At 51.2% G+C, this 14346-nt stretch carries 13 protein-coding genes; 9 read left to right on the top strand and 4 right to left on the bottom strand.

The window, feature by feature from the left end; genetic code table 11:
- Positions 1–19 precede the first annotated feature (19 nt).
- On the top strand, positions 20–844 hold the full coding sequence (gene rhaD, locus AC6R10_RS11005) for a rhamnulose-1-phosphate aldolase (RefSeq protein ID WP_500672260.1): 825 nt from the start codon (positions 20–22) through the stop codon (positions 842–844).
- A 218-nt stretch (positions 845–1062) separates the two neighbouring features.
- Positions 1063–1869 (top strand): helix-turn-helix domain-containing protein, encoded by an 807-nt coding sequence (locus tag AC6R10_RS11010; protein ID WP_500672261.1) that lies wholly within the window; start codon positions 1063–1065, stop codon positions 1867–1869.
- Between the two features lie 26 nt (positions 1870–1895).
- Here AC6R10_RS11010 and hrpB read toward each other — a convergent pair whose 3' ends face one another.
- On the bottom strand, positions 1896–4346 hold the full coding sequence (gene hrpB / locus AC6R10_RS11015) for an ATP-dependent helicase HrpB (protein ID WP_500672262.1): 2451 nt from the start codon (positions 4344–4346) through the stop codon (positions 1896–1898).
- An 87-nt stretch (positions 4347–4433) separates the two neighbouring features.
- On the opposite strand from hrpB, the gene sfsA reads away from it, so the two are divergent.
- From sfsA to panC, 7 genes are all read left to right on the top strand, one after another.
- Complete coding sequence (sfsA, locus tag AC6R10_RS11020) at positions 4434–5156, top strand: DNA/RNA nuclease SfsA (protein ID WP_487902106.1); 723 nt, start codon at positions 4434–4436, stop codon at positions 5154–5156.
- Positions 5157–5296: 140 nt separating this feature from the next.
- Positions 5297–5743: an RNA polymerase-binding protein DksA gene (gene dksA, locus AC6R10_RS11025; protein WP_334553923.1), complete on the top strand. Its 447-nt coding sequence runs from the start codon at positions 5297–5299 to the stop codon at positions 5741–5743.
- 77 nt (positions 5744–5820) lie between these two features.
- Complete coding sequence (gluQRS, locus tag AC6R10_RS11030) at positions 5821–6714, top strand: tRNA glutamyl-Q(34) synthetase GluQRS (protein ID WP_500672263.1); 894 nt, start codon at positions 5821–5823, stop codon at positions 6712–6714.
- A 142-nt stretch (positions 6715–6856) separates the two neighbouring features.
- The gene (pcnB, locus tag AC6R10_RS11035; RefSeq protein WP_334553919.1) at positions 6857–8218 is read left to right on the top strand and encodes a polynucleotide adenylyltransferase PcnB; all 1362 of its coding nucleotides are present in this window, start codon (positions 6857–6859) and stop codon (positions 8216–8218) included.
- Positions 8215–8706 (top strand): 2-amino-4-hydroxy-6-hydroxymethyldihydropteridine diphosphokinase, encoded by a 492-nt coding sequence (gene folK / locus AC6R10_RS11040; protein WP_487902109.1) that lies wholly within the window; start codon positions 8215–8217, stop codon positions 8704–8706. The genes pcnB and folK overlap by 4 nt, the downstream gene beginning before the upstream one ends.
- 34 nt (positions 8707–8740) lie before the next feature.
- Entirely contained in the window at positions 8741–9535 is a 795-nt protein-coding gene (gene panB, locus AC6R10_RS11045; RefSeq protein ID WP_334553917.1) for a 3-methyl-2-oxobutanoate hydroxymethyltransferase, read from the top strand.
- 11 nt (positions 9536–9546) lie between these two features.
- A complete protein-coding gene (gene panC, locus AC6R10_RS11050) occupies positions 9547–10464 on the top strand; it encodes a pantoate--beta-alanine ligase (protein WP_487902110.1) in 918 nt (305 codons plus the stop codon).
- Positions 10465–10560: 96 nt separating this feature from the next.
- Here panC and AC6R10_RS11055 read toward each other — a convergent pair whose 3' ends face one another.
- The 3 genes from AC6R10_RS11055 to AC6R10_RS11065 form a co-directional block, all read right to left on the bottom strand.
- Positions 10561–11331: an ABC transporter permease gene (locus AC6R10_RS11055; protein WP_334553913.1), complete on the bottom strand. Its 771-nt coding sequence runs from the start codon at positions 11329–11331 to the stop codon at positions 10561–10563.
- Positions 11331–12248, bottom strand: coding sequence for an ABC transporter ATP-binding protein (locus tag AC6R10_RS11060; RefSeq protein WP_334553911.1), 918 nt, complete (start codon positions 12246–12248; stop codon positions 11331–11333). The genes AC6R10_RS11055 and AC6R10_RS11060 overlap by 1 nt, the downstream gene beginning before the upstream one ends.
- A 256-nt stretch (positions 12249–12504) precedes the next feature.
- Positions 12505–14175: a SulP family inorganic anion transporter gene (locus AC6R10_RS11065; RefSeq protein WP_500672264.1), complete on the bottom strand. Its 1671-nt coding sequence runs from the start codon at positions 14173–14175 to the stop codon at positions 12505–12507.
- Positions 14176–14346 lie beyond the last annotated feature (171 nt).

The following is a 14346-nucleotide window of genomic DNA, read 5'->3' on the forward strand; positions in this document are numbered from 1 at the left end:
TATAAACTAAGGAATTCAAATGCAAACGGTGACCATAAACCAAGCAGTCCAAGACGAAATCGCCAAAGTGAGCGAAGTCGCGCAGTATCTGTGGCAACGAGAGTGGGCAGAGCGCAACGGCGGTAATATCTCTGTCGACATTACCGATATTTTTGGCGACCTCCCACCCGACCTCAGTGCTTTTCCGCATAAAAAGCTTTCTATGATTGGTGGTGATGCCTTTCCAAGCGCTGCGGCGGGTCATCTCTTTTTCGTTAAAGGAACGGGAGAGCGGATTCGTGAGTTACGTGACCCAGAAGCAGCAGGCTGCATTTTGCGCATTGACGACAGCGCACAGGGATACCATCTGCTTTGGGGTGGGCGAAATAATCCAGATTTCGCCCCCACCAGCGAATTTATCTCTCATGTGGAGATCATTATCTCGCAACAGCAGGCTGGGCGAGATAGCCGATGCGTGGTTCACACGCATCCGATTGAGCTGATCGCACTCTCCCATCATCCAGATTTTGCGCAAAACGATGATGCGTACACCATGGCTTGTTGGCAAATGCTGCCAGAAGTGCGCGCTTTCGTACCTAGAGGGATTGGCATAGTGCCTTACTGCATGCCGGGTAGCCAAACTATGGCCCAAGGAACCCGCGATAAGCTGCTGATACACGACGTCGCTATTTGGGAAAAACATGGCGCTGTCGCCACCGGCAAAGACGCACTGACCGCGTTCGATTTTGTCGATGTCGCCAACAAAGGCGCCAAACTCTATTTGATGTGCTTAGCCAGCGGATTCATCCCACAAGGCGTCAGCCCTGAAGATATGCAAGCGCTGAAAGAGACCTTTAACCTCTAAGTCAGTACGGCGTCGCTGCCACAGATGCAAATAGCCGAGAAGTGCTCAACTTCTCGGCTTTTCTGTGTTTTTTCTCCGAAATTAGAGTAAAAACTGGAGAAGTGAAAAGGATCACACTCTGACTTCCATGGCGCACTAAAGATCACATTCTGTCTATCCCAGAGTTGCTGCTCCAACATGGAAGGAGTACAAAAAACCAACCAAAGAGGAGTAAAACAATGTTTCAATTAAACGGTGACGACTTTTTTCATACTTCAGACTCCGCCGTGTGTGCCGAAGTCCGTGCTCCTCAACCCAACTACCCAGAACATTCGCATGATTTTCACGAGTTGATCATTGTCACCAAAGGCACGGGACAACACATTCTCAATGACATCCCGACCAATCTCGCAAAGAATCATATTTGCTTTATTTCACCCAATGACCGTCACTTGTACGAACAGGTAGATGACCTCCATCTAACCAATATCTTGTTTAAAAAGAGTCGACTGGCCTACTCACCATTGCTGAAAAATCTACTACCGAGGGAAGAGTCCGAAGAGAAAAGTTGGCTGATTTCCACCGCCACGTTGAAACGCACCGAGCAACTGATGGTGCAACTCGAAAAAGAAGCGATGCAGAACTCGGTCGATTCTCGCATTATGGCTGAAGCGCTGTTTCAGCAGTTGATCGTTGAGCTGTCACGCGGACGGTTAACTTCCCAAAATAGCAACGCCGACGACAACACCATTTTGCAAGTGATCGACTGGTTACAGAATAACTACAGTGAAGAGATATGCGTCAACGACATTTCCGAGCGGTTTAACATCTCGTCACGCACTCTGAGCCGTAAGATCAAGCAAGTCACTAACCTCACGTTCAACAACTATGTCCACCGTGTTCGAGTCAATAAAGCCATTGATCTGCTCCATTACTCTGACCTGTCGATCACCGACATTGCCTTTCAAGTCGGCTACAAAGACAGCAACTATTTCAGCACTAAATTCAAGCGCTTTACCCATCAGACGCCATCCCAGTTCCGGTAACGCGCCCTGACCGTTAAGTAGCCCTGTCAGTTAAAGTGCCGTTTGGTCTTTGTCGTTGCCACATGATTGGCAGGATCATCCGGCCAAACGTGTTTGGGGTAGCGCCCCTTCATCTCTTTTTGTACTTCCACGTAGCTGCCTGCCCAGAACCCTGCGAGATCTCGGGTGATCTGCAACGGTCTGCGCGCCGGAGAGAGCAGCTCCAATACTAAGGTTTTGCGACCGTCGGCAATGCGTGGCGACGTCTGCTCGCCATACACTTCTTGAATCCGAATCGACAGCACGGGCTCTTGTCCATCTTGATAACGAATCCGCGCTCGTGTGCCCGTTGGTAGGGTGTAGTGCGTAGGCAGCCACTCGTCCAACTGCTGATTTAACGGCCAGCCCAAATAGGCCAGCAGCGCTTGCTCTATCGATATCGATGCCAATTGCTTGACCGACGTGACCTGATTCATATACGGCTCTAGCCAGTGCTCTAGAGCCGCCAATAAGCCATCGTCAGAGCAATCTGGCCAATCGTGCTCTGGCAACCACTGCGCAGCGCAGCGAATGCGCTCTAACGTGTCACGCGCGCGATCAGACCACTCTAATACAGACAAGCCTTTACGACGTACATAGCGCAGTAAAGCTTGTGTCATTTTTTCTTTATCTGGCGTTGCCATTGCGGTTCGAGACACCACGAGCGCGCCGAGCTTCTTCTGTTTCTCGGCGACTAAGCGGCCTTTTTTCTCATCCCAATCAACCCAGTCATGGTCAGTAAATAACGACGGACAATGCTGCTCAAGCACCAAGACATCACAGGCTTGCGCAAGGTGAATACGTGACGCGTCCGATTGACTGCGTAGTAAGTCAATCACCACTAGATACGGCGCATCGGCGAGCGGTTCGCTGTCATCGAGCTGTGCGCCATGACCATTGGCGAGCAAGAAGGTACCGGCGCCGCTGCTGCGTTGCTGCGCAATGCGGTCAGGATAGGCACAGGCTAGGGCGACCGGGACAAGGGCATCATCTAACGCCGCCAATGGCGCTGTGATGGCGAGCATCTTCGCTAGCGCCGCCGCGCGCGCACTGACCACTTTTTGCTTGCTGTGTTGGCCTTGGCGTAAACGCCAAACGCTGGTGCGAAAATCGAGCGTATGACGCTCTGGCTCTTCCAGTAACGCCGCTACCCATACGGCGCTTTGCTGCCAGCTCTGCTCGTCGCTATGGAGTAACATCGCCGCCAGTCTCGGCTCCAATCCAAGTGCACAGGCGCGCTGACCTTGCGCGGTTAATAATGCCTGCTCGTTGAGCAGACCGAGTGATCGTAGCAATTGACGCGCCTGCGCCAACGCGACTTTGGGTGGCGGGGTCAGCCAGGTCAGCTCATCGCTGTCTTGTGTTCCCCACTGCGCCAGCTCCATCGCAAGAGCGGAGAGATCGGCATGCTGCATCTCTGGCGCGGGCACATCTGGCTGCTGACTCAGTTGACTTTCACTATACAGGCGTACGCACAGTCCGGGCTCGATGCGCCCTGCGCGACCCGCGCGCTGCTCGGCGGAGGATTTGGCAATCCTGACTTGCTCCAATTTGGTAATGCCTGTGCGGCTATCACACTTGGCAATGCGCTCGACGCCGCTGTCGACGACTAGACGAATGCCTTCAATGGTCAGTGAGGTTTCAGCAATGTTGGTCGCCAGTACCACCTTGCGTTGCGGCGCCGGTGCGATCGCCGCTTGCTGATCGTTAAAACTGAGCTGACCATATAAAGGGCAGACGAGGATACTCTCGCCCAAATCTTCAAGACGCTGCGCCACGCGCCGGATAGCAGCAACACCAGGGAGAAACGCCAGCAACGAACCAGACTCGGTCGCCATCAAGTGGCGGATCTGCTTCGCCATCGCCTCTTCTAGCCCTTGATTCGGCTTAAGGGGCTGGTAGCGATACTCAATCGGGTAGCTTCGCCCGTGCGATTCCACATACGCCGCGTCAGGCATGATGGTTTGCAACGCTCGCTGGTCGAGCGTCGCCGACATCACCACCAGCTTTAAATCGTCGCGCAGCGCTTGCTGAATCTCAAGACAGAACGTCAACGCGGTGTCGGCGTGCAAGCTGCGTTCGTGAAACTCATCAAAGATGATCATATCAACGCCGCTCAGCTCAGGATCGGACTGAATCATACGCGTTAAGATGCCCTCGGTGACGATTTCAAGCTGTGTCGCTTGGCTGACTTTACTCTCACCGCGCATCCGATAGCCGACGGTTTGTCCAACCCGCTCCCCATGCTGCTTCGCCAAATAGTGCGCGATATTTCTCACCGCTAAGCGCCTAGGCTCAAGCATGATGATTTTTCCCTGCACAATACCTGCGTTGAGCAGTTGCAGTGGAAAGTAGGTCGATTTACCGGCACCCGGCGCCGCTTTGAGGATCAGTTGAGCGTGATGCGCGACGCCTGCGAGAAGCTCGGGCATCACGTCTTGAATCGGCAGTTGTGACAATGGAGAAACCTTATGCTCTAATTGAGAGCTCAATTGTACATAAAAACAGTACTGATCCTAACTCTCTCACTCTGTTAAGTCTTAGTTATGAAGTTTTCCCCCTCTTTGCAACGCGCCACACTCATCCAGCGCTATAAACGCTTTCTCGCCGACGTCACCCTGCCCGATGGCAGTGAGCGGACCATTCACTGCGCCAACACAGGAGCAATGACAGGTTGCGCCACGCCGGGTAATCCGGTGTGGTATTCGACCTCAGACAACCCAAAACGCAAGTACCCCAACAGTTGGGAGCTAACTCAAACCGCGCAGCAGCATCGCATCTGTATTAACACCGCGCGCGCCAACGCATTGGCTGTCGAAGCGATTGAAAATGGCACCATCAAAGAACTGCAAGGCTATGAGCGACTTCAAACTGAGCAAAAGTATGGCAGTGAAAATAGTCGGATTGATATCTTGCTCTCTGCACAATCCAAACCAAACTGCTATATAGAAGTGAAAAGTGTCACCCTGTTGGATGAAGCGCAGAATCAGCAAAAGGGACAAGGTTACTTTCCTGACGCCGTAACAACACGTGGTCAAAAACACCTAAGAGAACTGACCGAGATGGCACAAAGTGGAAGCAGAGCGGTACTTTTATTCACCGTTTTACATTCAGGTATTGAAAAAGTCTCTCCTGCCCACCATATAGACGCCGATTATTCACAATTACTCAAAACAGCAATAGAAAACGGGGTGGAAGTCTTGTGCTACAAGGCCACGCTCAACGAGGATGAGATTGCACTAGTAGAGCCGCTCAATTTTCGGTGCTAGGGGCAAAAAATGATGTCGCCTTCACATTGATTGTAAGTTTCATCTCTAGTATTTGCCTCGGTTGATTCTTTTTGCTATAGATACCCGCCTTAAAATTAACTGCAGAGCGCAGTTGACTAGGTGTTAGTAGGAGATGCTGCATGCCAGAATCAAAGAAAAAAGCGCTAGGCATCCTAGCCATTGCAGGGGTTGAGCCATACCAAGAAAAAGCAGGTGAAGAGTACATGTCACCTGAGCAAATGGCTCATTTTACAAAAATTTTGACAGCTTGGCGTAACCAGCTCAGGGAAGAAGTTGATCGCACTGTGCACCACATGCAGGACGAAGCCGCCAATTTCCCTGATCCCGTTGACCGCGCCTCACAAGAAGAAGAATTTAGCCTAGAACTTCGCAACCGTGACCGTGAGCGTCGCTTGATCAAGAAGATTGAGAAAACGCTAAACAAGATCGAAGAAGATGATTTTGGCTTCTGCGAATCTTGTGGCATCGAGATTGGCATCCGTCGTCTAGAAGCTCGTCCTACCGCTGACCTTTGTATTGACTGTAAAACACTTGCAGAGATCAAAGAGAAGCAGATGCAAGGTTAATCCTGCATCACCCGCTGTATCCTAGTCACTTAGGGTATACATTGAGGGAGCATTGGCTCCCTTTTTGGTTTTTATCTATGACGAATATGATTGGCCGTTTTGCTCCCTCCCCCTCAGGCCCGCTCCATTTTGGCTCATTGGTTGCCGCCCTCGGCAGTTACTTTCAAGCCAAAGCGCAGCAAGGGCAGTGGCTGGTACGCATAGAAGACCTTGACCCTCCACGAGAGGTGCCAGGGGCAGCCGATCTCATCCTAAGAACCATAGAAGCGTATGGCCTGCATTGGGATGGTCAGATCCTTTACCAAAGCCAGCGTTTAGACGCTTATCAAGCGCAAATTGACCAGTGGCGACGCAGCGGCGATGCCTATTTGTGTCAGTGCACGCGCAAACAAATCAAAGCGACGGGCGGCTTTTACTCGGGCATTTGCCGTGACAAAGCGCTGAGCGACACCACATCGTGCGCAGTCAGGCTCACCATGTCCCAGCCAACGTATCAGTTTGACGACCTCAAACATGGCACCATTGACATCCCACGTGCGCTCGCAGATGAAGATTTTATTATCAAACGTCGCGATGGCTATTTTGCCTATAACCTTGCGGTAGTATTGGATGATATCGAGCAAGGCGTGACTCAAGTGGTGCGCGGCGCCGATTTGATTGAGCCAACAGGCAGACAAATCAGCCTGTATAAATTACTCGGACAAACACCGGTGAGCTATTTGCACTTGCCGCTCGCCATCGGTGATAACGGGCAAAAGCTATCGAAGCAGAACCATGCGCCGGCGATTGACCTACAAGACCCGATACCCGCGCTGCTCGATGCGATGCGCTTTTTGGGTTTACCAATGACGCCAGAACTCTTCTCTGGGAGCGTGGAAGAGATCATCGCTTGGGGCGTGGAGAATTGGTCGATTGAGGCACTCCCTCAGCCGATCGAGATCACACCCATATTCTCAAACCGCTCCCCGTAGGCTATCATTAGCCGCAAATTCGCGCCGAATTGGGCTGAACATGACCGCAACGCCTAAGGAAAACCAAGGCTCAGCACGCAATCTGCATACGGATTGGAACATCAACCTGACTAGGCAAACACCGAATAACAGCTAGAAGCACATGAATAAAAACGACGATACACCCAACGAAACTCAAGTTTATCCGCAGCTTTCGTTAAATATTATTACTCGCCAAGAGCATAATATCTCACGCAAACAGATCAGCGATAATGCATTGAAGGTGCTATACCGTCTTCATGGTGCAGGCTATGACGCCTACCTCGTAGGAGGAGGTGTTCGCGATCTGCTGCTTAATCAATCCCCCAAAGACTTTGATATCGCGACCAATGCGACCCCGGAACAAATCCGCCAACAGTTTAAAAACTGTCGCTTAATCGGTCGACGTTTTCGTCTCGCGCATATCATGTTTGGTCGAGACATCATCGAGGTGGCGACGTTCCGCGGCCATCACCAAGAGCCAAGCAAAAACGTCTCTCAACAATCGAAAGAAGGGATGTTGCTGCGCGATAACGTCTACGGCACTGTCGATGAAGACGCTGAGCGCCGCGATTTCACCGTGAACGCGATGTACTACAACATCAGCGACTACTCGATTCACGACTACGCGGGCGGCATGGAAGACCTCGAAGATAAGCTGATTCGCTTGATTGGCGATCCCGACACACGCTATCGCGAAGATCCTGTGCGCATGTTGCGCGCGATTCGCTTTGCGGTGAAGCTGGACTTTGATATCGAAGAAGAGACCGCAGCCCCAATTGAAGAGCTGGCACACCTTCTTCAAGACATCCCTGCTGCGCGCTTGTATGAAGAGTCACTCAAAATGCTGCAATCGGGCTATGGCTTAGAGACGTATCACTTGATGCGTGAGTACAACCTGTTCCAGCAACTCTTCCCGACCATTGCGCAGTACTTTACCGAAGATTACTCGTCTCCAACCGAGCAGATGCTGGATCTGGTACTCGACTCTACCGATCAGCGCATTGAGGAAGGCAAGCGCATCAACCCTGCCTTTATGTTCGCGGCGATGCTGTGGTATCCGTTGCAAGAAAAAGCCGCTCAGTTGATGGAAAAGCAAAAGCTCTCTGAGTATGACGCGATTATGGAAGCGAGCAACCTAGTGCTCGATGAGCAAGTGCGCACCATCGCGATTCCTCGTCGTCACACTGCAACCATTCGTGAGATCTGGCAATTGCAACTGCGTATGCCGCGCCGCAATGGCAAGCGTGCGTTCCGCCTGCTTGAGCTTAACAAGTTCCGCGCTGGCTTTGATTTCCTAGAGATGCGCGGTGAAGTCGAGCAAGGGGAGACCCTAGCGCTGGCCAAATGGTGGGAGACCTTCCAAAACGCCGGGCGCAATATGCGTCAAGCTATGGTCGCTGACCTCGATGCCAATGAGACCGGCGAGCCAAAAACACGTCGCCGCAGAACCAACCGTAAAAAGCGCAGCAAGGCGTCATCATGATCACCGCATACATTGCTGTCGGCAGCAATTTGTCTGATCCTGTGACCCAAGCGAATGAGGCAATTGAAGCGCTCAAATCGCTGCCAAAATCGCGCTTTATCGCCACCTCCGCGCTCTACAGCAGTAGCCCTATGGGGCCACAAGATCAGCCGGATTACATCAATGCCGTGGTGGCGATTGAAACAGGATTAACGCCCATTGAACTGCTCGATTGCACCCAAGCGATTGAACAATCTCAAGGGCGTGTCCGTAAAGATGAACGCTGGGGCCCAAGAACCTTAGATCTCGATATCATTCTTTACGGCAATGAGGTGATGGATTCCGAGCGATTAACGCTTCCTCACTATGGAATGAAAGAGAGAGAATTCGTTCTCTACCCGCTCGCCGAAATCGCACCAAATTTAACGCTCCCAGATGGGGCCAGGCTCTCTGAACTGCTCAAGCAAGTAGACAGAAACGGCCTGCGTCAATGGCAGTCGTCTCAATGATTGCGCCTGCCACCCTCATGGTAAGGAAAGAAAAATGAAAAAAATCTCGATTAATGACTTGATGAAATGGAAGCAAGAAGGCCGTAAGTTCGCCACCTCGACGGCGTACGATGCCAGCTTTGCGCAGTTATTTGAAAGTCAGGAAATGCCTGTTCTTTTGGTGGGTGATTCCCTTGGTATGGTATTGCAAGGCACGACCAGCACACTGCCGGTCACAGTTGATGAAGTGGCTTACCATACTCGCTGCGTACGTGCGGGCAGCCCAAACTGCCTACTGATGGCGGACATGCCTTTCATGAGCTATGCCACACCGGAACAAGCGTGTGAAAACGCCGCAACGCTGATGCGTGCCGGGGCAAACATGGTCAAAATCGAAGGTGGCGACTGGTTAGTTGAAACCGTAAAAATGCTGACTGAGCGCGCCGTACCTGTGTGTGCGCACCTTGGCTTGACGCCGCAATCTGTCAATATTTTTGGCGGATTCAAAGTGCAAGGTCGTGAGCAAGACAAAGCCGATCGCATGGTGCGTGATGCGCTTGCGCTTCAAGAAGCGGGCGCACAAATCATCTTGCTAGAGTGTGTTCCTGCCGAGCTGGCAAGACGCATTACCGAAGTGTGTGATGTGCCAGTGATTGGTATTGGTGCGGGCAATGTGACCGATGGTCAGATCCTCGTTATGCACGATATGTTCGGTATTTCAGCCAATTACATGCCTAAGTTCTCGAAAAACTTCCTTGCCGAAACGGGCGACATGCGTAAAGCTGTAGCGAAATACAAAGAGGATGTAGAGAGTGGAGCGTTCCCAGATGACGCTCACACGATTGCTTAAGGATCAAACCCATGCAAACTTTTGCTGATATTGCCGCTCTCAGAGAGCAAATCAAACAGTATAAGCGTGATGGCCGTCGGGTTGCTTTTGTTCCCACTATGGGCAATTTACACGAAGGTCACCTGACGCTGGTGCGCAAAGCGCGTGAAAACGCCGATGTGGTGGTAGTGAGTATTTTCGTCAACCCCATGCAGTTTGATAGAGCGGATGATCTCAATAACTATCCGCGCACACTCGACGACGATTTAGCCAAACTCAGCGGTGAAGCCGTCGAGGTAGTCTTTACGCCGACACCCGAGACCATCTACCCTGAAGGGCTCGATAAACAGACATCGGTCGATGTCCCAGGTTTATCCACCATTCTTGAAGGTGCTTCACGTCCTGGACACTTTAAAGGGGTGGCGACCGTGGTGACTAAGCTGTTCAACATCGTTCAGCCTGACGTTGCCTGCTTTGGTGAAAAAGATTTCCAACAGTTAGCGGTCATTCGTAAGATGACGCTCGATCTAGCGATGGATATTGAGATCATTGGTGTACCGACCGTGCGTGAGATGGATGGATTAGCCATGAGTTCACGTAACGGCTTGCTGACGCTTGAAGAGCGTCAACTCGCCCCGGTATTAGCACGCACGATGCGCTGGATCAGCAGTGCCATGCGTGGTGGGCGCGATGACTACGCATCGATCATTGAAGATGCGAGCGATCAGCTCCGCGCCGCAGGCCTGCAACCGGATGAGATCTTCATTCGAGATGCACGCACCCTGCAAGCAATCACCACAGAGACCACCCAAGCGGTGATCTTGATGTCGGCCTTTTTGGGCAAGGCTCGCCTTATCGACAACCAAGTGGTCGAGTTAAACTCCTCATCGGAAGCCAGTGGCAACGAAGATGAAGCGACCAGCGAGAGCGCCGAGTCGAGCAAAGCATAATTGCCGGTACGTAAATCGCAGAACGTAAAAAGGTTGGCATTTCGCCAACCTTTTTTATTCCGCTCTTTTTTGTTCCACTAAAAGAGTCATCTCGGTTTAAGAACGCAATCCGATGCCTTTAGTGACGAGGTAGTGTGCCACGCCATACAAGGCCAGCACAAACACACTCAAGACCCCAAAAGAGGTGACAATACCCACATCAGACACACCCAAGAATCCGTAACGGAAAGCGTTTACCATGTAGACGATGGGGTTTATCTTCGATACCCCTTGCCAAAACTCAGGCAACAAGCTGATCGAATAGAACACGCCACCCAAGTAGGTTAACGGCGTCAAAACAAACGTCGGGATGATAGAGATGTCATCAAAGGTTTTCGCGTAGACGGCATTGATCAATCCCCCTAAAGCGAACACCACCGAGGTCATGAATACTGTCGCGATGATGATCCCCCAGTGCTCCACTTGCAGATCAACAAACAGCAGTGACACAAAGGTGACGATAGTGCCAACCAATAGCCCACGCACCACGCCGCCCATCACAAAGCCTAGAATGATCACATAGTTAGGCACTGGCGCGACCAACAGCTCTTCAATATTGCGCTGAAATTTGGCACTGAAAAACGACGAGGCGACATTCGAGTAAGAGTTAGTGATGACCGACATCATAATCAAACCCGGTACAATGTACTCCATGTAGCTAAAGCCGTTCATTTCCCCAATACGCGACCCAATCAAGCTACCAAAGATAATGAAATAGAGCGTCATGGTGATCGCTGGCGGCACTAAGGTTTGCACCCAGATACGGGTAAAGCGGTTGATCTCTTTGGTTAACAGACTGCAAAACGCCGTCCAATACAACTGAAGCATTACTTCGCCCCCTCTCTAACGATGGTCACGAACAGCTCTTCCAAACGGTTCGCTTTGTTGCGCATTGACTGAACCGTAACACCTTGCTCACTCAATTGGCTGAAGATGTCGTTCAAACCTTGCGACTTGTCGATCTCAATCTCCAAAGAGCCCGCCGTGAGCTGCTGACGAATCACGCCCTCTAATGGCGCGACCTCGACACCCTCTTGCAGATCCAGGATAAAGGTTTCCACCGTCAGCTTACTCAGCAAGGATTTCATGGTGGTGTTTTCAATCAACTCACCTTTACTGATGATGCCAATATTGCGACACAACATTTCCGCTTCTTCGAGGTAGTGCGTGGTCAGAATAATGGTGATACCCTGCTCTTGGTTGATCTCTTTTAAAAACTGCCACATCGAACGACGCAGCTCGATATCAACGCCGGCGGTCGGCTCGTCGAGAATCAAAAGCTGTGGCTCGTGCATCAGCGCACGGGCGATCATCAAACGGCGCTTCATGCCACCCGACAGATTGCGCGCTCGCTCGGCGCGTTTTTCCCACAAATCGAGCTTAGTGAGATACGTTTTCGCCCGCTCTTTGGCTAATGACTTTGGCACACCGTAATACCCGGCCTGCTGCAATACGATCTGCTCAACGGTTTCAAACTGGTTAAAGTTAAACTCTTGCGGGACCAAGCCTAAGTTTTGTTTGGCGAGCTCAAGATCGGTATCAATGTCATATCCGAACACTTTCACTGTGCCCGAAGTCTTGTTAACCAATGACGAGATGACGCCAATAGTGGTGGATTTACCCGCACCATTGGGCCCAAGCAAGGCGTAAAAATCCCCTTTTTTTACCTGTAAGCTGATTCCTTTGAGCGCTTCAAAGCCACCGGCGTACGTTTTACGTAGCTGGTCTATTTCTAGTGCATACATAATGGTTGTCTGTACCTGTTGGTCTTGCTTATCGCCTCAGAATTGGGGCGATGAATGGTAATCAGTGTATCGACGAACGCGGTTGATTACAATTAAACCTTTCGACTTTTTTGGAAATATAGAAATCAGAAGTTATAGCGAAAACATATAGGGTGAAAAATAGAGCGTGAAAAGGGAACGTGATAGGAAGACTGGATTCGCACCAGATACGCTCCCCACTGTGTAAGGCGAATGGGGAGCGTACACCGAATTTCAATTAGATTGAGTCACCGATTTCCGGTGTCTCATCGACATGTTTCAACGCGGCTTTCAGTGCTTCGTAACGGAACTTAAAGGTGTTGTCACTTGGCACGAGATCAATCACGTGGAACTTCTCAAGTTGCTGACGGGTATTTTCGTTCGGGCAGAGCAAGTAAACCTGACATTTGGCGTCCAATGCGTCTTTGATGGCGTTTTCCAACGCTAGCCCGACGGTGACATCAATCATAGGCACATCGGTCAAATCCAAGATCATCGCTTGATAGTCAGAGATACTGCTGTGTTGACGCGAAATCGCTTTAGAGACACTGAAAATCATCGGGCCGGAGAGATAGAAGAACAGCACTTTACCGTTGGCTTTATCGAGTAAGGCGCGCTCGCTGTCAGTCAGTGGTACATCGTCTTGGTCCGCATCACTGATTGCTTTAACCTGCCTCGCTTGCTCGCGGCTAAGGCGCTCAATAATGATAATGTTGGAGATAAACACCCCTAGCCCCACAGCGACAATCAAATCCACAAACACCGTCAACAGCATCACACCATACATGACGGCCATGCCCGGAAAGCTAACCTTGTGCGCACGCTGGATAAAACTCCAGTCAAGAATGTTAAATCCGACATACACCGCAATACCAGCCAACACCGCCATCGGAATAGGTTCGGTTAAGCCACTGGCCACCAGCACCACTAAGGCCAAAATCAGTGCTCGAATCACGCCTGAGAGCGGAGAACGCGCCCCCACTTGAATGTTGGTCACCGTGCCCATGGTTGCGCCCGCCCCCGGCAGAGCACCAAACAGACCTGAGACCATGTTGGCAAGGCCCTGACCACGGAGCTCTTTGTCGGAGTCGTGCTCTTTACGCGTGAGCGAGTCACCGATAACCGCAGTCAGCAGGGTATCAATACAGCCCAGCGTGCCCAGTACCAAGGCATCGATCACCATTTCCACCAGCATCGAGGGATCGATATGCGGCATCACCAGAGAAGGCAGACCCGCAGGAATCTCACCAATCCGACGAATCGCGTCAGGCTCAAACAGCACGACGGAGAGCAAGGTCACCGCCACAAGCGCAACCAACTGCGCAGGGACATATTTGCGATACTGTTTAGGGAAAAAGAACAAAATGGCCAAGGTCAACGCGCCAAGAAGCAGCTCACTGAATTTCATGTTGGCCAAGGTGTCAGGCAAAGCGGAAAGCGTGCCAACCACACCACCAGCAGGGGCGGCATACCCCAATAACGGCGAGAGCTGAAGGATAATCAAGATCACGCCAATACCCGACATAAACCCGGAGATCACGCTATATGGCATCAAAGTGACGTATTTCCCGAGCTTTAATGTTCCAATCAAGATCTGGAATGCGCCCGCCATCATCACCACAGTGAAGGTCATCGCCATACCCGTTTCAGGGTATTTGGCCATCATGCTGGTGAGAACGGCGGTCATGATCACTGTCATTGGACCCGTCGGCTCTGAGATCAAAGTATTCGAACCACCGAACAGGGCAGCGAACAGACCGACCATGATCGCCCCCCATAAACCCGCCTCAGCCCCAGCGCCTGACGCCACACCAAACGCCAGTGCGAGTGGCAGAGAAATGATCGCTGTGGTCACACCGCCAAACAGATCGCCTTTAATATTGATATCTTCAAATCGATTTCCAAGCACAACCTTGCTCCATGCTTAACAACATCTTTCACCACTTAGCTTCAGCACGTGAATACCAAGTGGAAAACCAATAACCATAAAATTTATGCTACTATCTGACGTGAAAAATCAGATTATTGAGGCGAAATGCCGCAAAAACATCACTCTAACAAATGTTACCCCTCAGCAGTA

The sequence above is a fragment of the Vibrio sp. R12-SG2-ISO1 genome (assembly GCF_059834045.1).

Excerpts from the sequence above, each read along its gene's own strand:
- rhaD (WP_500672260.1), top strand. The coding sequence starts at position 20 with ATGCAAACGGTGACCATAAACCAAGCAGTCCAAGACGAAATCGCCAAA.
- AC6R10_RS11010 (WP_500672261.1), top strand. The coding sequence starts at position 1,063 with ATGTTTCAATTAAACGGTGACGACTTTTTTCATACTTCAGACTCCGCC.
- sfsA (WP_487902106.1), top strand. The coding sequence starts at position 4,434 with ATGAAGTTTTCCCCCTCTTTGCAACGCGCCACACTCATCCAGCGCTAT.
- dksA (WP_334553923.1), top strand. The coding sequence starts at position 5,297 with ATGCCAGAATCAAAGAAAAAAGCGCTAGGCATCCTAGCCATTGCAGGG.
- gluQRS (WP_500672263.1), top strand. The coding sequence starts at position 5,821 with ATGACGAATATGATTGGCCGTTTTGCTCCCTCCCCCTCAGGCCCGCTC.
- pcnB (WP_334553919.1), top strand. The coding sequence starts at position 6,857 with ATGAATAAAAACGACGATACACCCAACGAAACTCAAGTTTATCCGCAG.
- folK (WP_487902109.1), top strand. The coding sequence starts at position 8,215 with ATGATCACCGCATACATTGCTGTCGGCAGCAATTTGTCTGATCCTGTG.
- panB (WP_334553917.1), top strand. The coding sequence starts at position 8,741 with ATGAAAAAAATCTCGATTAATGACTTGATGAAATGGAAGCAAGAAGGC.
- panC (WP_487902110.1), top strand. The coding sequence starts at position 9,547 with ATGCAAACTTTTGCTGATATTGCCGCTCTCAGAGAGCAAATCAAACAG.
- AC6R10_RS11055 (WP_334553913.1), bottom strand. The coding sequence starts at position 11,331 with ATGCTTCAGTTGTATTGGACGGCGTTTTGCAGTCTGTTAACCAAAGAG.
- AC6R10_RS11060 (WP_334553911.1), bottom strand. The coding sequence starts at position 12,248 with ATGTATGCACTAGAAATAGACCAGCTACGTAAAACGTACGCCGGTGGC.